This window comes from Variovorax dokdonensis (assembly GCF_030316895.1).
Lineage (GTDB): Bacteria > Pseudomonadota > Gammaproteobacteria > Burkholderiales > Burkholderiaceae_C > Variovorax > Variovorax dokdonensis.
Map to the genome: position 1 here is coordinate 17,480 of NZ_JASZYV010000005.1, position 18,301 is coordinate 35,780.

An 18,301-nucleotide genomic window follows, 5' to 3' on the forward strand; every position below is an offset into this window, starting at 1 on the left:
CACCGAAACGGGCGCCAACTGAAGCAAAGAGGTTAGAAAATGCCACGTCGTCGCGAAGTTCCCAAACGTGAAATCCTGCCGGATCCAAAATTCGGCAATGTCGAGCTGTCCAAATTCATGAACGTGATCATGGAAGGCGGCAAGAAGGCTGTTGCCGAGCGCATCATCTATGGCGCGCTTGACTTCATCGAGCAGAAGAACCCGGGCAAGGATCCGCTCGAGGCTTTCATCATCGCCATCAATAACGTCAAGCCGATGGTGGAAGTCAAGTCCCGCCGCGTCGGCGGTGCGAACTACCAGGTGCCCGTCGAGGTGCGTCCGGTCCGCCGCCTGGCTCTGTCGATGCGCTGGATCAAGGAAGCCGCCCGCAAGCGCGGTGAAAAGTCGATGGCCCTGCGCCTCGCGAACGAATTGATGGAAGCCACCGAAGGCCGCGGTGGCGCGATGAAGAAGCGCGATGAAGTCCATCGCATGGCTGAAGCCAACAAGGCCTTCAGCCACTTCCGATTCTAAGAACCGCCCTCATATCAGGAATTGGCCGAGAGCCCGACCCGCCATGTGGTGGGCGGGCTTTCAGCCGTTAACGGAGTAAACCATGTCCCGCAAAACCCCCATCGAGCGCTACCGCAACATCGGTATTTCCGCGCACATCGACGCCGGCAAGACCACCACCACGGAACGCATCCTGTTCTACACCGGTGTGAACCACAAGATCGGTGAAGTGCACGATGGCGCTGCCACGATGGACTGGATGGAGCAGGAGCAAGAGCGTGGCATCACGATCACCTCGGCTGCCACGACCTGCTTCTGGAAGGGAATGGACCTGTCCTATCCCGAGCACCGCTTCAACATCATCGATACCCCCGGCCACGTGGACTTCACCATCGAGGTGGAGCGTTCCATGCGGGTGCTGGATGGTGCTTGCATGGTGTACTGCGCTGTGGGTGGCGTTCAGCCCCAGTCGGAAACCGTCTGGCGTCAAGCCAACAAATACAAGGTGCCGCGTCTCGCGTTCGTCAACAAGATGGACCGCACCGGCGCGAACTTCTTCAAGGTCTATGACCAGATGCGCCTGCGCCTGAAGGCCAGCCCTGTGCCGATCGTGATTCCGATCGGGGCAGAGGACAACTTCAAGGGTGTTGTCGACCTTCTCAAGATGAAAGCCATCATCTGGGACGAAGCGTCGCAAGGCATGAAGTTCGACTACCAGGATATTCCTGCTGAACTCTCCGAGTCGGCCAAGGAATGGCGCGAGAAGATGGTCGAGGCGGCTGCCGAGGCCAGCGAAGAGCTGATGAACAAGTACCTCGAAGAGGGCGACCTCACCGAGGAAGAGATCAAGCTTGGCCTGCGCACGCGCACGATCGCCACGGAAATCCAGCCGATGCTGTGCGGAACCGCGTTCAAGAACAAGGGTGTTCAGCGCATGCTCGACGCCGTCATCGACTTCCTCCCGTCGCCGGTGGACATTCCCCCGGTTGCCGGCACGGATGAAGACGAGCAGGAAACCACTCGCAAGGCGGACGACGGCGAGAAGTTCTCGTCGCTGGCCTTCAAGCTGATGACCGACCCGTTCGTGGGCCAGTTGACCTTTGTGCGCGTGTACTCTGGCGTTCTGTCCAAGGGCGACACGGTGTACAACCCCGTCAAGGGCAAGAAGGAGCGTATCGGCCGTATCGTGCAGATGCACGCCAACGAACGCCTGGAAGTCGACGAAATCCGTGCTGGCGACATCGCTGCCTGCGTGGGTCTGAAGGATGTGACCACGGGTGAAACCCTGTGCGATCCCGATGCCATCGTGACGCTGGAGCGCATGGTGTTCCCCGAGCCTGTGATCGCGCAGGCCGTCGAGCCCAAGACCAAGACCGACCAGGAAAAGATGGGCATCGCGCTGTCGCGCCTGGCTGCAGAAGATCCGTCCTTCCGCGTGAAGACCGACGAGGAATCGGGCCAGACCATCATCTCGGGCATGGGTGAGCTTCACCTCGAAATCATCGTGGACCGCATGAAGCGCGAGTTCGGCGTGGAAGCCAACGTGGGCAAGCCGCAAGTGGCCTACCGCGAAACGATCCGCAAGACGGTAGAAGACGCCGAAGGCAAGTTCGTGCGTCAGTCCGGCGGCAAGGGCCAGTACGGTCACGTCGTTCTCAAGATCGAACCGAACGAAGCCGGCAAGGGCGTCGAGTTCGTCGATGCGATCAAGGGTGGCGTGGTGCCGCGCGAATTCATTCCCGCGGTCGAAAAGGGCATCAACGAAGCCGTCAACCAGGGCGTGCTGGCCGGCTATCCGGTCGTTGACGTCAAGGTCACGCTGCACTTCGGTTCGTACCACGACGTGGACTCGAACGAACTGGCCTTCAAGATGGCTGCGATCTTCGGCTTCAAGGAAGGCTGCCGCAAGGCCAGCCCGGTCATCCTCGAGCCGATGATGTCCGTGGAAGTCGAGACGCCTGAGGACTACGCAGGTACCGTCATGGGTGACCTCTCGTCGCGTCGCGGCATGGTTCAGGGCATGGACGACATCGTCGGCGGTGGCAAGGCCATCAAGGCCGAGGTTCCGCTGTCGGAAATGTTCGGTTACTCGACCTCGCTGCGCTCGGCCACCCAAGGCCGCGCCACGTACACGATGGAATTCAAGCACTACGCGGAAGCCCCGCGCAACGTGTCCGAAGCCATCGTCGCCGCGCGCGCCAAGTAAAGTGTTCGGAGCAAGGCGGCAGCGCTGCCCCGCTCCGAGCTTTGTTCGGTCTGCGATCGTGTGCCCTCCGTTCCGTCCCGTGGCGGGGGAATCAAGCAACACGGTGCAGACCTAAAACACATACACGGGCATTGCTCTTTAGTTTTCGGAGTTCTCCAAAATGGCAAAAGATAAATTCCAGCGCACCAAGCCGCACGTGAACGTGGGCACGATCGGTCACGTTGACCATGGCAAGACCACGCTGACGGCGGCGATCGCCACGGTGCTGTCGTCCAAGTTCGGCGGCATGGCCAAGAAGTACGACGAAATCGACGCGGCGCCCGAAGAGAAGGCGCGCGGCATCACCATCAACACCGCGCACGTCGAGTACGAGACGGCCAACCGCCACTACGCGCACGTTGATTGCCCCGGCCACGCTGACTACGTCAAGAACATGATCACCGGCGCCGCCCAGATGGACGGCGCCATCCTGGTGTGCTCGGCCGCTGACGGCCCGATGCCCCAGACGCGTGAGCACATCCTGCTGGCTCGCCAGGTGGGCGTGGGCTACATCATCGTCTTCCTGAACAAGTGCGACATGGTGGACGACGCCGAACTGCTCGAGCTGGTCGAGATGGAAGTTCGCGAACTGCTCGACAAGTACGAGTTCCCTGGCGATGCCACTCCGATCATCCATGGCTCGGCCAAGCTCGCCCTGGAAGGCGACAAGGGCAAGCTGGGCGAAGAGGCCATCATGAAGCTGGCTGAAGCGCTGGACAGCTACATCCCCACGCCTGACCGCGCGGTGGACGGCGCCTTCCTGATGCCTGTGGAAGACGTCTTCTCGATCTCTGGCCGTGGCACGGTGGTGACTGGCGCTGTCGAGCGCGGCATCATCAAGGTGGGCGACGAAATCGAGATCGTGGGTCTGAAGCCCACGCTCAAGACCACCTGCACCGGCGTGGAAATGTTCCGCAAGCTGCTGGATCAAGGCCAGGCTGGCGACAACGTTGGCGTGCTGCTGCGCGGCACCAAGCGTGAAGAAGTCGAGCGCGGCCAAGTGCTGTGCAAGCCCGGTTCGATCAAGCCGCACACGCACTTCACCGCCGAGGTGTATGTGCTGTCCAAGGACGAGGGTGGCCGTCACACGCCGTTCTTCAACAACTATCGTCCGCAGTTCTACTTCCGCACCACCGACGTCACGGGCTCGATCGAGCTGCCCAAGGACAAGGAAATGGTGATGCCTGGCGACAACGTGTCGATCACCGTCAAGCTGATTGCTCCGATCGCCATGGAAGAGGGTCTGCGCTTCGCCATCCGCGAAGGCGGCCGCACCGTGGGTTCGGGCGTCGTGGCCAAGATCATCGACTAAGGACGGATCATGAGCACTCTCGCCAAGCAAGGCATCCGCATCCGCCTGAAGGCTTTCGACTACAAGTTGATCGACCAGTCGGCTGCCGAGATCGTTGATACCGCCAAGCGCACCGGCGCCATCGTCAAGGGCCCGGTGCCCCTGCCGACGCGCATGAAGCGTTTCGACATCCTGCGCTCGCCCCACGTCAACAAGACGAGTCGCGACCAGTTCGAGATCCGCACGCACCAGCGTCTGATGGACATCGTTGATCCCACCGACAAGACGGTCGACGCACTGATGAAGCTCGATCTGCCCGCCGGCGTGGATGTGGTGATCAAGCTGCAGGAAGCCTGATCCGAAAGCGACAACGATTGTTGCAAATGAAGCCCGTTCACAATGATGTGAACGGGCTTTCCTTTTGGGCGACGTGTGGCATGCTTGCCGCATCGACCCAAGACGCGTGCCGATGCGCGCAGCCAGATGATCAATCGGTGGACGACGCCTTCAACGTTGCGCGCCAGACGGCTTCCAATCCTCGTCCTATCTGCTTTGTTGTTGGGCGGATGCGGTGGCGGTGGTGGAGGGGGCGCACCGGTGTCTGCGTCCAACTCGGCGCAGGTTCAATTGGGAGGGCGGGTTAGCTACGACTCCGTGCCATCCGGCCCGGACGGTGCGCTCGACTACGAATCCACCGTGGCCAAGCCAGTCCGGGGGGCGGTCCTCGAGGTCATTTCGCCAGACACCGGCAATCTGGTCACGAGTTCGACAACGGACGATGCTGGGCGCTACTCGGTGGCTGTCCCGAGTGGCGCCCAGGTGATCGTGCGGGTGCGCGCTCAAGCCACGCATGCGGGTGCGGATGGCCAGTGGGACATGAGCGTGCGTGACAACACGCAAGGCGATTCAATTTATTCGATGGAGTCGCCGGCCTTCACAACTGGCGCTCAGGTACCCACCCGTGACTTACATGCGCCTTCGGGCTGGGGTAAGACGACGTACGACACAGCCCGCGTCGCTGCGCCATTTGCGGTGCTGGATGCCATCTACTCCGCCACGAAGAAGGTCCTGGGCGTTGCGCCGGGCTCGGATTTCCCACCACTTCGCGTGTACTGGAGTACTGAGAATGCACCCGCGGTGGGGCTGGTGTCGCTGGGGCAGATCGGGACCACCTCCTTTACGCGCGACGGCAATGGCATAGCTGCCATCTATCTCTTGGGTAAGGAGAATGTCGACACTGACGAGTACGACGTTTCGGTGATTGCGCACGAATGGGGACACTACTACCAAAGCGCCTTTAGCCGTGATGACTCGCCGGGCGGCCCGCATAGTGTGGACGATCGCCTCGACATGAGGCTCGCCTTTTCTGAAGGGTGGGGCAATGCTTGGTCGGGAATCGCGACGGGCCGAGACCGCTACACGGACTCCCTGGGGCCTGCGCAGTCGATGGCAACTGTGCTGAGCTTGGTCGATGGGGGCGCGACGCCCGGATGGTTCAGCGAAACGTCTGTGCATTCGGTCATTTGGCGCCTCTACATACAGTACGGGCTCGGCCCCATTCACCGGGCCTTTGTTGAAGGGCTGCGTCAGACGCCCGCACTCGTCACGATTCACGCGTTTGCTGCGGCTTTTGCCGCGGCTTCCCCTTCGTCGCAGTCCGAACTGAGTTCGGCCCTTGTCAGCCAGGGCATCAGTGGCGCGACCAATTCTGCATGGGCTGAATTCGAATCCAACTCAGGCGGCATATCGGGCACTCTGCCTCTGTACCGTGCTGCATCGCTTGGAGTGCCGACCACGGCTTGCGTTAGCGACGCGGCGGGCGAACCGAACAAGATGGGCAACTACGTCTATTTGCGTTATGCGATACCTGCCAGCCGCGGGTATCGTGCTTCAGTGTCAGGCCCTTCGGGCACCGATCCAGACATAGGCATTTTCACAAGGGCCGGCCAAATCGCGTCGGCCATAGGCTATGGCAATACCGAAGCGCTCAGCGCAAACTTGGCGCCAGGCGAGGTCGTCCTTGCGCTCAACGATGCGAACGGCGCCGGCGCGAACTGCTTCCAGGTTGTGCTTGAATGAAGAAAATGCGCGAGCGGCACCCATGCTCAATCTTGGCCTTTGACCAGTCAAAGGTCGCGAGGCCTGCGTTTGCGTTGCGAAACCTCGTGGCATGCTTTGTAACTGCCATGTCTATCGCTTCGCCTTCACTTGCCGAGACTGCGGCAGACAAAACGGCGAATCGAATCGCAAGCAAAGTTAACGCGGCGGCGGTCAAGGTGGAATTCCGCTTGGAAGGTGAGCCTGCAACAGGTGCTGAAACCGCTTTGGTCATCGTGCTGACACCGGTTGCTGGCGGAGGGCCTGCCACGGCGCGTTTTTCAGCAGATGCAGGCCTGCAGTTGAAAGGCGCGCCGATGGGGGAGGTACCGCTCGAGGCATCGGGCTCGACCACTATCAGGCTCACCGTGGTGCCCGAAGCTGTGGGATTGCGGTATGTGAACGTATTCACCTCGCAAAATGGCGCGATGGCCTCCAGGTCGATCGCAATCCCGGCGGGAAAACCTCCGCCACGAGGCTCTGGCGGTAATTTGAAGACAGCTCCTGACGGAGAGCGCGTGCTATCGCAGCCCGTCCGCTAGCCGCACTTGCGGGTTGGCCTCAATCTCGCATACAATGGAAGGCTCTGCGCATTTTGCATCCCGGCTCTGTGGCCGAGATGCATGCAGTGAGTTGGGCGTGGTTGGGGTACTTCCCCGAGCCAGCAGCTCGGCAGCAGAGATTTATCAACCCTTCTTTCGCATACCAAACGCTGTCGCCAATTGAAGTGGCAGCGGCGGAGGTCTTGGAGAAAAAACATGAGTCTGAGCAACTCCCTCGGGTTGCTGGGGCGCAAGGTGGGCATGATGCGCTTGTTCACCGATGACGGGGATGCAGTTCCTGTCACGGTGATCGACGTGTCTGACAACCGTGTGACCCAGGTCAAAACCCAAGAGAACGACGGCTACGTCTCTCTGCAAGTGACGTTCGGCAAGCGCAAGGCGTCGCGCGTTGTCAAGCCGCAAGCGGGTCATCTGGCCAAGGCTGGCGTCGAAGCCGGTGAAATCACCCGTGAATTCCGCGTCACCGCCGAGACTGCTGCCCAGCACCAGGCTGGCGGTTCGATCGCCGTGGCCAGCATTTTTGCCGTGGGTCAGAAGGTGGATGTGCAGGGTACTTCCATCGGCAAGGGCTTTGCGGGCACGATCAAGCGCCACAACTTCGCATCGCAGCGCGCATCGCACGGTAACAGCCGTTCACACAATGTGCCTGGCTCAATCTCGATGGCGCAGGACCCGGGGCGTGTGTTCCCGGGTAAGAAGATGACCGGCCACATGGGCGACGTGACCGTCACCACCCAGAATCTGGACGTCGTCCGTGTCGACGAAGCGCGTCAATTGCTGCTGATCAAGGGTGCCATCCCCGGCGCCAAGGGCGGCTTCGTGACCGTTCGTCCGGCCGTTAAGGCCAAGAACGCCGCGCAAGGAGCGAAGTAATGGAACTCGAACTCCTGAATGAACAAGGCCAGGCTGCGTCGAAGTTCGATGCGCCGGAGACCGTGTTCGGCCGCGACTACAACGAGGCCTTGGTCCACCAGATCGTGGTGGCCTACCAGGCCAATGCTCGCCAAGGCACGCGTGCCCAGAAGGACCGCGAGCAGGTCAAGCACTCGACCAAGAAGCCGTTCAAGCAGAAGGGCACCGGCCGCGCACGCGCCGGTATGACTTCCTCGCCTCTGTGGCGTGGGGGTGGCCGCACCTTCCCGAACATGCCGGACGAGAATTTCACCCAGAAGATCAACAAGAAGATGTACCGCGCCGGCATGGCCTCCATCTTCTCGCAGTTGGCCCGCGAAGGTCGTCTGGCTGTCGTTGATTCGATCAAGGTTGATTCGCCCAAGACCAAGCCGCTGGCAGCCAAGCTCAAGGCCATGAACCTCGAATCGGTTCTGGTGATCGCCGAGGAAGTCGACGAGAACCTGTACCTGGCGTCGCGCAATCTGGTCAATGTGCTGGTCGTCGAGCCGCGTTATGCGGATCCGGTGTCGCTGGTGCACTTCAAGAAGGTGCTTGTCACCAAGGGTGCTGTCGACAAGCTCAAGGAGATGTTCGCATGAGCCGCGTCAACCCTACTCCCGCACAACGTACATTCGAAGAAGGCCGCCTGATGCAGGTGCTGGTCGCCCCGATCGTGTCCGAAAAGGCCACGCTGGTTGGCGAGAAGTCCAATGCCGTCACCTTCAAAGTGCTGCAGGATGCCACCAAGCTCGAGATCAAGGCCGCTGTTGAACTGATGTTCAAGGTTGAGGTCAAGGGCGTCTCCGTCGCCAACATCAAGGGCAAGACCAAGCGTTTTGGCCGTGGCGTGGGTCGTCGCGACAACGTTCGCAAGGCTTACGTGACGCTCAAGCCTGGTCAAGAGCTCAACCTCGCAGCTGAGGGGGCATAAACCATGGCCGTCATCAAGATGAAACCGACTTCCCCGGGCCAGCGTGGCGCGGTGAAGATCTCGCGTGCCCACCTGCACAAGGGTGAGGCCTACGCGCCCCTGCTGGAGCCCCAGTTCCAGAAGGCCGGCCGCAACAACAACGGCCACATCACTACCCGTCACAAGGGTGGTGGTCACAAGCACCACTATCGCGTGGTCGACTTCAAGCGCAACAAGGACGGTATCGCCGCCAAGGTCGAACGGATCGAGTACGACCCGAACCGGTCCGCCCACATTGCGCTGGTTTGCTACGCCGACGGCGAGCGCCGCTACATCATCGCTCCGCGTGGCCTCGAGGCTGGCGCGACGCTGATGTCGGGTTCCGAAGCGCCTATCCGCGCTGGCAACACGTTGCCGATCCGCAATATTCCTGTGGGTTCCACCATCCACTGCATCGAACTGCAGCCTGGCAAGGGCGCGCAGATTGCGCGTTCGGCTGGTACGTCGGCAACGCTCCTGGCACGCGAAGGCGTTTACGCCCAAGTGCGTATGCGTTCGGGTGAAGTGCGCCGCATCCACATCGAGTGCCGTGCCACCATCGGTGAAGTGGCCAACGAAGAACACAGCCTGCGTCAACTGGGCAAGGCCGGCGTCAAGCGTCACATGGGCATCCGCCCGACTGTGCGTGGCGTCGTCATGAACCCGGTCGATCACCCGCACGGTGGTGGTGAAGGCAAGACCGGCGAAGGCCGCCATCCGGTGGATCCGTGGGGCAACCTCACCAAGGGCTACCGCACCCGCAACAACAAGCGCACGCAGGTCTTCATCGTGTCGCGTCGCAAGAAGTAAGGGGCACGTTTATGACTCGCTCTCTCAAGAAGGGTCCTTTCGTCGACCATCACCTGTTGGCCAAGGTCGACAAGGCAGTGGCCCAGAAGGACAAGAAGCCGATCAAGACCTGGTCGCGTCGCTCGATGGTTTTGCCCGATTTCATCGGACTGACTATTGCTGTGCACAATGGCAAGCAGCACGTGCCTGTCTATATCACCGACCAAATGGTCGGCCACAAGCTCGGCGAATTTGCGCTCACGCGTACGTTCAAGGGCCATCCCGCGGACAAGAAAGTCCAGAAGCGATAAGGAACGACCATGTCTGAAACACGTGCAGTCCTCCGCGGCGTGCGCCTGTCGGTCGACAAGGGCCGACTGGTTGCCGACCTCATCCGCGGCAAGAAGGTCGATCAAGCGCTCAACATTCTGCAGTTCACGCAGAAGAAGGCCGCTGTGATCATCAAGAAGGTGCTCGAGTCGGCCATTGCCAACGCCGAGCACAACGACGGTGCCGATATCGACGAACTGAAGGTCAAGACCATCTACGTCGAACAAGGCGCCACGCTCAAGCGCTTCACCGCTCGCGCCAAGGGCCGCGGCAACCGTATCAGCAAGCCCACGTGCCATGTGTACGTGACGGTTGGCAACTAAAAGGCTGGAAGACTATGGGACAGAAAATCCATCCGACCGGCTTCCGCCTCGCGGTCAGCCGCAACTGGTCCAGCCGTTGGTACGCATCCGATCGTGACTTCGCCGGCATGCTGGCCGAAGACATCAAGGTGCGCGAGTACCTCAAGAAGAAGCTCAAGAACGCGTCGGTTTCTCGCGTGCTGATCGAGCGCCCCGCCAAGAATGCCCGCATTACCATTTACTCGGCTCGTCCGGGCGTGGTGATCGGCAAGAAGGGTGAGGACATCGAGAACCTGAAGCGCGAGCTTGGCAAGCAGTTGGGCGTGCCGGTTGCAGTGAACATCGAAGAAGTGCGCAAGCCCGAGATCGATGCTCAGCTGATTGCCGACAGCATCACGCAGCAGCTCGAGAAGCGCATCATGTTCCGCCGTGCCATGAAGCGTGCCATGCAGAACGCCATGCGTCTGGGTGCCCAGGGCATCAAGATCATGTCTGCTGGCCGTCTGAACGGCATCGAAATCGCGCGTACCGAGTGGTATCGCGAAGGCCGTGTGCCGCTGCACACGCTTCGCGCCGACATCGACTACGGCACCTCGGAAGCCAAGACCACGTATGGCGTTATCGGCGTCAAGGTCTGGGTGTACAAGGGTGACACGCTGGGCCGTAACGACCTGCCCGCCGTGGAGACGCCGCGTCCTGAGGAAGAGCGTCGCCCCCGTGGCCCGCGCCGTGATGGCCGTCCTGGCGGCGATCGTCCTGGCTCGGACCGTCGTGGTCCGCGTACCGGTGCCCGTGGCCCGATGGGTGGCAACACCGCTCCGGCCGATGGCAGCGACAAGCCCGCCGAAGCCGGCGGTGCAGATCCGAAACCCGCCGTTAAGCGCGTGAGAAAGTCCGCGCCCGCTGCAGCAGCGGACGGTGCAAAGACCGAGTAATCGGTCTTAGACCTACGGAGTAAAAAATCATGCTGCAACCTTCACGCAGAAAATACCGCAAAGAGCAGAAGGGCCGTAACACCGGCGTCGCTACGCGCGGTAATGCCGTCTCCTTCGGAGACTTCGGCCTCAAGTCGATGGACCGTGGCCGCCTGACGGCCCGTCAGATCGAAGCCGCTCGTCGTGCGATCTCGCGCCACGTCAAGCGCGGCGGCCGCATCTGGATTCGTGTGTTTCCCGACAAGCCAATCTCTACCAAGCCCGCAGAAGTGCGGATGGGTAACGGCAAGGGCAACCCCGAGTACTACGTGGCTGAGATTCAACCGGGCAAGGTGATCTATGAGATCGTCGGCGTGCCTGAGCAACTCGCTCGCGAAGCGTTCCGCCTGGCCGCAGCCAAGCTGCCGCTGCGCACCACCTTCGTCGCCCGCCAGCTCGGCGCTTGATCCAGGAGGACATGAACATGGCAACCGGATCCCGCAAGAAGAGCACCACCAAGGTGAGCAAGGCCGCAACGCTGCGTGAAAAAGACGTGGCTGGCCTGCAAGCTGAAATCAAGGATCTGCAGAAGGCGCACTTTGGCCTTCGTATGCAGAAGGCGACGCAGCAACTGGGCAATTTGGCTCAGCTGCGCGTCACGCGTCGCGACATCGCGCGCGCCAAGACCATCCTTGCTCAAAAGCAAGCCGCCAACTAAGGAGTGAACATGACGGAAGAAAAGAAATCCCTCAAGCGCACCCTGGTCGGCAAAGTCGTCAGCGACAAGCGCGCCAAGACCGTGACCGTGCTGGTGGAGCGCCGGGTGAAGCACCCGATCTACAACAAGATCGTGATTCGCTCGAGCAAGTACCATGCACACGATGAAGAAGGCCAGTTCCACACCGGCGATCTCATCGAAATCACTGAAAGCCGCCCGATCTCGAAGACCAAGAACTGGGTCGCAACCCGCTTGCTCGAGAAGGCCGCCGCGGTCTGAGCTTTCTGACCGCTGTTGCACAGCACCCTTGAAAACGGCCCACAATGTGGGCCGTTTTTGTTTTTTGTCCATCACATCTAGGAGCGATCACGATGATCAAGGTCGGAGACACCCTGCCAGCCTGCACGTTGCAAGAGTATTCCGAGGTCGAAGGTGAGGGCTGCAGCATCGGCCCGAATCCAGTCGACGTGAGCAAGGCCTCCGCTGGCAAGACCATCGCAGTCTTCGCCTTGCCAGGTGCCTTCACGCCCACTTGCTCGGCGAAGCACGTCCCAGGATATGTCGAGAAGTTCGATGCGCTGAAGGCTGCCGGCGTCGATGAAATCTGGTGCGTGAGCGTCAATGACGCGTTCGTCATGGGCGCATGGGCACGCGACCAGAAGACGGAGGGCAAGGTGCGCATGCTCGCCGACGGCAGTGCAGACTTCGCAAGGGCGACGGGCCTGACCTTGGATTTGACCTCGCGTGGCATGGGGCTGCGCAGCAATCGCTATTCCATGCTCGTCAAAGATGGAAAGGTCGCTTCGCTGAACGTTGAGGCGCCCGGCAAGTTCGAAGTCAGCGACGCTGCAACGCTACTGGCACAGGCAACGAGCTGAAGCTCGACAGGGCTCAGGTCAGCTCGCACATCAGGTAGTGCGCCCCCGGAAGGGGGTTGTGGTAGTAGGGCGGCACTTCCACAAAGCCCAGGTCCTCGTAGAGGGCACGGGCCGCTTCCATGTCATCGAAGGTGTCGAGCAATACACAGCTGTAGCCGACTCCGCGGGCCGCGTCCAAGACCGCCTCGGTCAACTGGCGACCTAGTCCGCGACCCCGGAACGCCGGTCGGACATACAGCCGCTTCATTTCCGCCGCATTGGGGTAGTCGGCCGCATCCAATGGGCGCAACGCGCAGCACGCGGCAACATGCGACCAGTGGCCTTCTTTGCGTTGAAGAAGCGTCGGTGCAGGCTGCGGCGCTGGTGAGCCGGGTACAACGTCGATCAGCGCAAGAAGCAGTGCACCGCGCGGCTCCGCGTACTCGCCCGGGAGGTTGAGCAGTTCATGTTCGAAGTCTTGAAACGCCAGATCGATGCCGAGCGAGTCCGCATACTCGCGGAAGATCACCCGGATGGCGTCGATCTGCACGCTGTCTTCGGCGGTCACGATGACCATGTCGGGGGTCTCGGTCAGAGGTAGAGGGCGGGAGGCTGAGAAGCTCATGCGCGCAGAGTGGAAATCCAGTAGGCAAAGCCGGCGCAGCCGGCAAAGATGAAGAGCGCCAGTAGCCGCGTAGCAATGGTGTCGCGGCTGGGCATCGCCAGGAAGCTCAGCAGCTTGTCTCCCGTCAACATCGGACGCACGAGCACCTGCCGGCGCAGCAGGTAGAAAACGATGGCGACCAGGTGCATCAACAAGAGTGCTGGGATGACCCAGGCCCCCGCAGCGGCATGCCACGCGCTCGCGAGGCTGACGGTGTCGTTGGACACAAACCGCGTGAGTGGCCCTGCCGCGGCGATCTCATCGTCGGAAATGAGTCCCGAGACCACCTGCAGCACGAGCATGAGCAACATCGCCGCCACGGAAAGCGACCCGAGCGGCGAGTGGCCGACGCGGTGATCCGCGGGCGATTCGCCGCGCAGGTATGCACGATAGGCACTTGGCGGATGGAACAGACGCCCGAAGCGCGACCAATGTCCCCCCACGAATCCCCAGATCAAACGAAAGCAAAGCAGCGCCAGGACCACGTAGCCACAGCGAAAGTGCCATTCCATCGCCCCGTTCAAGCCGGTCGCCACCTGAACCAAAACGGCGACTGCAAGCGCCCAATGGAACAAGCGGGTTGGGAGATCCCAGACTCTCACGCGCACTGTCGGACCGGCTTCGAGTTCAGCAAAGCCGGTGGATAGGGCGGATGGTTCTGGCATGGGCGGGAACGCGTTCGTGCGCCGGTAGCCGACGCAACGCGCAGATTAGCAAAGGCGGCGCTGCTACGGCGCTAGTGATTGTTTCTATGCGAATCCGGCCCGGGGGACACTAGACTGCGTCGCCCAACATGCGCAAGCATCTTGTGGCTGGCATGTCACTTACCAAGGAAACCACGATGCACCCAATCGGAGCTCACCTTGTGCTTGTTGCTGCTGCGCTGACGGCTTTGCCCGCAGCAGCGCAGTTCGCGAAGAAGGACGACGCCGTCCAATACCGCGAATCTGCAATGTTCCTAATGAACACGCACTTCGGTCGCGTGGCAGCGATGGCCAACGGTAGGGTGCCATTCGACGCCGTCGCGGCTGCAAGCAATGCGCAACTCGTGGCTCAACTTGCCAAGCTGCCGTGGCCAGCGTTCGCGGAAGGCTTTGATGGCGGCAAGGCGAAGGACGAGATATGGAAGGAACAAGCCAAGTTCAAGGATCTTGGAGCCAAGATGGAGGCGGAAACCGCCAAATTGGCCGAAGTGGCGGCCGGCGGCCAACTGGAAGCGATCAAGGCCCAGGTGGGCCGCGTCGGCGCCAGCTGTAAAGCTTGCCACGACGATTTCCGCAAGCGCTGACCATCCTGCGGGAGCCGGACAAGGTGATCAGGCTTCGGCGAGCAGCTTCTCGATGAGCTTGTGCAGTTCGTCGAAATCCGGCTGGCCGACGTAGGTTTTGACGATTTCGCCGCGCTTATTCACCAAATAGCTGGTGGGTGTCAGCTGTACGTCGCCCCAGCTTTTTGCCACAACGCCCGTGTTGTCGATCGCGACCTTGAAGGGCAATTGGCGCGACTGGGTGAAGTTGACCACGTATGCAGGCGGGTCGTAGCTCATGGCAACGGCGAGCGTGTCGTAGCCGCGCGAACGGTATTTCTCGTAGGTCGACGCGATATGCGGCATCTCGGCCACGCACGTCGTGCAACTCGTCGCCCAGAAGTTCACCAGCGTCACCTTGCCCTTGAGCGCCTCGGTGCTTGTCTTGCTGCCGTCGAGCAGAACAAAGGTCGACGCCGGAGCCGACGTCGTGCTGCTGCCCAGATAGACCCCCACGCCAGCGGCCAGCAGGGCGGCAGCGGTGACGGCGATGGCAATGTGCTTCTTCATTACAAGGAGTTGGCTGGCATGCTGCCATTCTAGGGCGCGCTCCCAAGCTCTGCAGCGCTGACTGGCGACGGCCGCCGCCGCCCAGGCTTCCATAATGGCGGCCCTATGCCAAGCTTCGTCGAGCTCCGAAAGCGCGCCTCGCCATTGTTCGGCGTGGCCTGTGGTCTCGCAGCAGCCTGCAGTCCTGTCTTCAACTGGCGAGAGGTGCCCATGCCAGACGGGCAACTCCTGGCCTTGCTGCCCTGCAAGCCTGACCGGGCGGAGCGCCAGCTTCCCCTCGGCAATCAAGCCGTTCTCGTGAACATGGCAGGCTGCGAGGCCGGGGGTGCGACCTTTGCCGTGGCGCAGGCCAATGCACCCGACCTTGCTCAGGCACAGGATTGGATGAGCGCCTGGCGCAAACAGGCCTATGCCCAGTGGGCGGGTGCCCGCGTCGAGGAGAGCCAAGTCAAGGTGATAAACGCCGCCGCCGAAATCGAGCCACTCCGATTCGATGCTTCCAGACCGCAAGCGCAGTCCGGCAGCGGAGGGGAACGGTCCAGCCTCGTCTGGTTCGGACGCCGTCACCGCGACGGCACGTTTTCTCTCTATCAGGCCACCATCCTCGGCAAGCCCGAGTCGCAAGAGGCGGCCGAGACCTTCTTTGCCGGCCTTCATCTGTCGCCGTGAGTGCCACGGTTCGTCACAGCACCCGCTATTGCACTAAAGTGTGAAAAGCGCACGCGACCCGGTGCGTACACCGCCCCATCATCCGCGAGGGACCGGCAGATCATCCGGCGCGGTCGCATTGCATGAACAGCATCCTTCTCATCGCTCACGCTCCATTGGCACATGCGCTGCGCCTTTGCGCACTGCATGTATTTCCCGACAGCGAGCAGGACGTCGTCGGCATCGACGTCCAACCCAACGTGTCCCCAGAAGAGACGCTGGGAGCGGCGCGGATCGCGTTGACGCAGTTGTTGAGCCGCGCGCCTTCGTCAAAAGTGCTGGTTCTGGCCGACGTTTTCGGAGCGACCCCGTGCAACGTCGCGCAGAAATTGGTCGATGGCCAGCGCTCGAGGCTTGTGGCAGGCGTGAACCTGCCGATGCTGTTGCGGGCAATGACATACCGTCACGAGTCTCTGGAGGCACAGGTCCAGCGCGCCATCGCCGGCGGTACCTCGGGCGTCATGCAGGTGGCGGTGGCGGCGCCACAAAATCAGGCAAGAAGAAAATACAGTGAACAAGACATCCGTGATCATCAGCAATAAGCTGGGCCTGCACGCTCGCGCGTCTGCCAAGCTGACCAAGTTGGCCGGCAGTTTCCCTTGCGAGGTGTGGATCTCCCGCGGCGACCGCCGAGTCAATGCGAAGAGCATCATGGGCGTGATGATGCTTGCAGCCGGGCTTGGCTCGACGGTGGAACTCGAGACCGAGGGCGAGCGGGCGGATGAAGCCATGCAAGCGCTGCTTGCCTTGATCAACGACAAGTTCGGCGAAGGCGAATAGCCGGAGGCGTCAAGCATGACCTTGTCCATTCACGGTCTCCCCGTTGCGCGTGGCGTTGCCATCGGGCGCGCCGTGATGGTGGTTTCGAGCCGCATCGACGTCGCCCACTATTTCATCAAGCCGGAGCAGATCGAAAGCGAGATCGAGCGCGTGCGCATTGCTCGCGACGCGGTCACGGCGGAACTGCATCGACTCCATGAAAACGTGGCTCAGTTGGGCCCGAACGACACGCCGCAGGAACTGGCAGCGTTGCTCGACGTACACCTCATGCTGCTGCAGGACGAGGTTCTGGCCGAAGGCGTGCGTCATTGGATCACCGAGCGCCTCTACAACGCCGAGTGGGCGCTCACCACCCAGTTGGAAGTCATCGCGCGCCAGTTCGACGAGATGGAGGACGAATATCTGCGCGAGCGCAAGAGCGACCTCGAGCAAGTGGTCGAACGGATGCTCCACCAGATGAAGGGCAGTGCCGCCGTACTGGCGCCGCCACCCCCGCGCCGCCAGAAGCGCCAGGAGGATGACGATACGCCCATGGCGGCCGATGCAATCGATGCGCCTCTGGTACTGATCGCCCACGATCTCTCGCCGGCCGACATGCTTCAGTTCAAGAAGAGCGTGTTTGCCGGCTTTGTCACCGACGCGGGTGGTCGCACCTCGCACACCGCCATCGTGGCCCGCAGCATGGATATCCCGGCCGTTGTGGGCGCTCGCAGCGCCAGCCAACTGGTGCGGCAGGACGACTGGGTGATCATCGACGGCGACGCGGGGATGGTGATCGTCGATCCCTCTCCGATCATCCTGGCCGAGTACGGTTTCAAGCAGCGTCAGGACGACCTCGACCGCAGCCGTCTGGCGCGTCTTCGCCACAAGCCCGCCGTGACGCTGGACGGACAGCGCGTGGAATTGCTTGCCAACATCGAGTTGCCCGAAGACACCGCGGGCGCCGTCAAGGCGGGGGCCGTCGGTGTCGGGCTCTTTCGAAGCGAGTTTCTCTTCATGGGGCGTGATGCGACCGACCTTGCAAGCCTGCCGAACGAGGAAGAGCAATTCGAAGCGTACAAGCGGGCCGTGGAAGGCATGCAGGGCATGCCGGTCACTATCCGCACCATCGATGTCGGTGCCGACAAGCCGCTTGAAGGCAGGCGTGACGACCTGCACCTGAATCCCGCGCTGGGCCTGCGCGCCATACGCTGGAGCCTGTCGGAGCCGGCGATGTTCCTGACTCAGTTGCGCGCCATCCTGCGCGCGGCGGCGCATGGCGAGATCCACCTGTTGATCCCCATGCTTGCCCACAGCAGCGAGATTCGTCAGACGCTCTCGCTGCTCGACTTTGCCAGGGCCGAGTTGGACAACCGCGGCGTCGCCTACGGTCCACTGAAGGTCGGCGCGATGATCGAGATTCCGGCTGCGGCACTCATGGTGCGCACCTTCCTGCGCTATTTCGACTTCCTGTCCATCGGCACGAACGATCTCATCCAGTACACCCTGGCGATCGACCGCGCGGACGAGTCGGTCGCGCATCTGTACGACCCGGCGCATCCTGCAGTCCTGCGCCTGGTGGCCGACACCATTGCGGAATGCAGGCGCCAGAACAAGCCTGTGAGCGTCTGCGGCGAGATGGCCGGGGACGTGGCTTTCACGCGGCTGCTGCTGGGCCTGGGCCTGCGCAGCTTTTCGATGCATCCTTCGCAGATTCCCGCGGTCAAGCAGGAAGTGCTGCGTGCCGACACGGGCAAGCTTGTGCCCTGGGCGAACACGGTGATCGAGTCGGACGAACCGGCTCAGAAGCTGGCCGACGCGGCCTGATCGAGCGCTGGCGGCGTCGTCAGCGAAAGGCGCTGAAAAGAAACGAAACACGCCGCGCGTCAGGCGTGCAAAAACGATACAAGGCG

General features: G+C 61.7%; 25 protein-coding genes. 22 read left to right on the forward strand and 3 right to left on the reverse strand.

Annotated features, from left to right (window positions below; genetic code table 11):
• Nucleotides 1–39: 39 nt before the first annotated feature.
• From rpsG to QTH91_RS20450, 17 genes are all read left to right on the forward strand, one after another.
• Entirely contained in the window at nt 40–513 is a 474-nt protein-coding gene (gene rpsG / locus QTH91_RS20370; RefSeq protein ID WP_286661981.1) for a 30S ribosomal protein S7, read from the forward strand.
• Nucleotides 514–595: 82 nt separating this feature from the next.
• Nucleotides 596–2,698, forward strand: a complete 2,103-nt coding sequence (gene fusA / locus QTH91_RS20375) for an elongation factor G (RefSeq protein WP_286661982.1) — start codon at nt 596–598, stop codon at nt 2,696–2,698.
• A 160-nt stretch (nt 2,699–2,858) separates the two neighbouring features.
• Nucleotides 2,859–4,049 carry an elongation factor Tu gene (tuf, locus tag QTH91_RS20380; RefSeq protein WP_286661983.1) on the forward strand — a complete coding sequence of 397 codons (1,191 nt, stop codon included), beginning with the start codon at nt 2,859–2,861 and terminating at the stop codon, nt 4,047–4,049.
• A 9-nt stretch (nt 4,050–4,058) separates the two neighbouring features.
• Nucleotides 4,059–4,385, forward strand: coding sequence for a 30S ribosomal protein S10 (rpsJ, locus tag QTH91_RS20385; RefSeq protein ID WP_286661984.1), 327 nt, complete (start codon nt 4,059–4,061; stop codon nt 4,383–4,385).
• A gap of 240 nt (nt 4,386–4,625) precedes the next feature.
• Nucleotides 4,626–6,107, forward strand: a complete 1,482-nt coding sequence (locus QTH91_RS20390; RefSeq protein ID WP_286661985.1) for a hypothetical protein — start codon at nt 4,626–4,628, stop codon at nt 6,105–6,107.
• The gene (locus QTH91_RS20395; RefSeq protein ID WP_286661986.1) at nt 6,104–6,667 is read left to right on the forward strand and encodes a hypothetical protein; all 564 of its coding nucleotides are present in this window, start codon (nt 6,104–6,106) and stop codon (nt 6,665–6,667) included. The genes QTH91_RS20390 and QTH91_RS20395 overlap by 4 nt, the downstream gene beginning before the upstream one ends.
• 216 nt (nt 6,668–6,883) lie before the next feature.
• Nucleotides 6,884–7,561 (forward strand): 50S ribosomal protein L3, encoded by a 678-nt coding sequence (gene rplC, locus QTH91_RS20400; protein WP_286661987.1) that lies wholly within the window; start codon nt 6,884–6,886, stop codon nt 7,559–7,561.
• On the forward strand, nt 7,561–8,181 hold the full coding sequence (rplD, locus tag QTH91_RS20405) for a 50S ribosomal protein L4 (protein WP_286661988.1): 621 nt from the start codon (nt 7,561–7,563) through the stop codon (nt 8,179–8,181). The genes rplC and rplD overlap by 1 nt, the downstream gene beginning before the upstream one ends.
• Nucleotides 8,178–8,513 (forward strand): 50S ribosomal protein L23, encoded by a 336-nt coding sequence (gene rplW, locus QTH91_RS20410; protein ID WP_286661989.1) that lies wholly within the window; start codon nt 8,178–8,180, stop codon nt 8,511–8,513. The genes rplD and rplW overlap by 4 nt, the downstream gene beginning before the upstream one ends.
• Before the next feature lie 3 nt (nt 8,514–8,516).
• Nucleotides 8,517–9,341, forward strand: coding sequence for a 50S ribosomal protein L2 (gene rplB, locus QTH91_RS20415; RefSeq protein ID WP_286661990.1), 825 nt, complete (start codon nt 8,517–8,519; stop codon nt 9,339–9,341).
• Between the two features lie 11 nt (nt 9,342–9,352).
• The gene (gene rpsS, locus QTH91_RS20420) at nt 9,353–9,631 is read left to right on the forward strand and encodes a 30S ribosomal protein S19 (protein WP_286661991.1); all 279 of its coding nucleotides are present in this window, start codon (nt 9,353–9,355) and stop codon (nt 9,629–9,631) included.
• Between the two features lie 9 nt (nt 9,632–9,640).
• On the forward strand, nt 9,641–9,973 hold the full coding sequence (gene rplV / locus QTH91_RS20425; RefSeq protein ID WP_286661992.1) for a 50S ribosomal protein L22: 333 nt from the start codon (nt 9,641–9,643) through the stop codon (nt 9,971–9,973).
• Nucleotides 9,974–9,987: 14 nt separating this feature from the next.
• Nucleotides 9,988–10,887, forward strand: coding sequence for a 30S ribosomal protein S3 (rpsC, locus tag QTH91_RS20430; protein WP_286661993.1), 900 nt, complete (start codon nt 9,988–9,990; stop codon nt 10,885–10,887).
• 29 nt (nt 10,888–10,916) lie between these two features.
• A complete protein-coding gene (rplP, locus tag QTH91_RS20435; RefSeq protein WP_286661994.1) occupies nt 10,917–11,333 on the forward strand; it encodes a 50S ribosomal protein L16 in 417 nt (138 codons plus the stop codon).
• Between the two features lie 53 nt (nt 11,334–11,386).
• Nucleotides 11,387–11,584, forward strand: a complete 198-nt coding sequence (rpmC, locus tag QTH91_RS20440; protein WP_286662192.1) for a 50S ribosomal protein L29 — start codon at nt 11,387–11,389, stop codon at nt 11,582–11,584.
• A 9-nt stretch (nt 11,585–11,593) separates the two neighbouring features.
• The gene (rpsQ, locus tag QTH91_RS20445; protein WP_286661995.1) at nt 11,594–11,863 is read left to right on the forward strand and encodes a 30S ribosomal protein S17; all 270 of its coding nucleotides are present in this window, start codon (nt 11,594–11,596) and stop codon (nt 11,861–11,863) included.
• Between the two features lie 92 nt (nt 11,864–11,955).
• The gene (locus tag QTH91_RS20450; RefSeq protein ID WP_286662193.1) at nt 11,956–12,462 is read left to right on the forward strand and encodes a peroxiredoxin; all 507 of its coding nucleotides are present in this window, start codon (nt 11,956–11,958) and stop codon (nt 12,460–12,462) included.
• 13 nt (nt 12,463–12,475) lie between these two features.
• Here QTH91_RS20450 and QTH91_RS20455 read toward each other — a convergent pair whose 3' ends face one another.
• Nucleotides 12,476–13,018 (reverse strand): GNAT family N-acetyltransferase, encoded by a 543-nt coding sequence (locus QTH91_RS20455; protein ID WP_286661996.1) that lies wholly within the window; start codon nt 13,016–13,018, stop codon nt 12,476–12,478.
• A gap of 44 nt (nt 13,019–13,062) precedes the next feature.
• Entirely contained in the window at nt 13,063–13,770 is a 708-nt protein-coding gene (locus QTH91_RS20460) for a cytochrome b/b6 domain-containing protein (RefSeq protein WP_286661997.1), read from the reverse strand.
• A gap of 176 nt (nt 13,771–13,946) precedes the next feature.
• Between QTH91_RS20460 and QTH91_RS20465 the strand changes: the two genes are divergently transcribed.
• Entirely contained in the window at nt 13,947–14,393 is a 447-nt protein-coding gene (locus QTH91_RS20465; protein ID WP_286662194.1) for a c-type cytochrome, read from the forward strand.
• A gap of 27 nt (nt 14,394–14,420) precedes the next feature.
• Here QTH91_RS20465 and QTH91_RS20470 read toward each other — a convergent pair whose 3' ends face one another.
• Nucleotides 14,421–14,921: a TlpA disulfide reductase family protein gene (locus tag QTH91_RS20470; protein WP_286662195.1), complete on the reverse strand. Its 501-nt coding sequence runs from the start codon at nt 14,919–14,921 to the stop codon at nt 14,421–14,423.
• A gap of 105 nt (nt 14,922–15,026) precedes the next feature.
• On the opposite strand from QTH91_RS20470, the gene QTH91_RS20475 reads away from it, so the two are divergent.
• The 4 genes from QTH91_RS20475 to ptsP all read left to right on the forward strand — a co-directional run bounded on the left by QTH91_RS20475 (nt 15,027) and on the right by ptsP (nt 18,215).
• Nucleotides 15,027–15,590 (forward strand): hypothetical protein, encoded by a 564-nt coding sequence (locus QTH91_RS20475; protein ID WP_286661998.1) that lies wholly within the window; start codon nt 15,027–15,029, stop codon nt 15,588–15,590.
• 122 nt (nt 15,591–15,712) lie between these two features.
• A complete protein-coding gene (locus QTH91_RS20480; protein ID WP_286661999.1) occupies nt 15,713–16,171 on the forward strand; it encodes a PTS sugar transporter subunit IIA in 459 nt (152 codons plus the stop codon).
• On the forward strand, nt 16,140–16,409 hold the full coding sequence (locus QTH91_RS20485) for an HPr family phosphocarrier protein (RefSeq protein WP_286662000.1): 270 nt from the start codon (nt 16,140–16,142) through the stop codon (nt 16,407–16,409). The genes QTH91_RS20480 and QTH91_RS20485 overlap by 32 nt, the downstream gene beginning before the upstream one ends.
• A gap of 15 nt (nt 16,410–16,424) precedes the next feature.
• Nucleotides 16,425–18,215 carry a phosphoenolpyruvate--protein phosphotransferase gene (gene ptsP / locus QTH91_RS20490; RefSeq protein ID WP_286662001.1) on the forward strand — a complete coding sequence of 597 codons (1,791 nt, stop codon included), beginning with the start codon at nt 16,425–16,427 and terminating at the stop codon, nt 18,213–18,215.
• Nucleotides 18,216–18,301 lie beyond the last annotated feature (86 nt).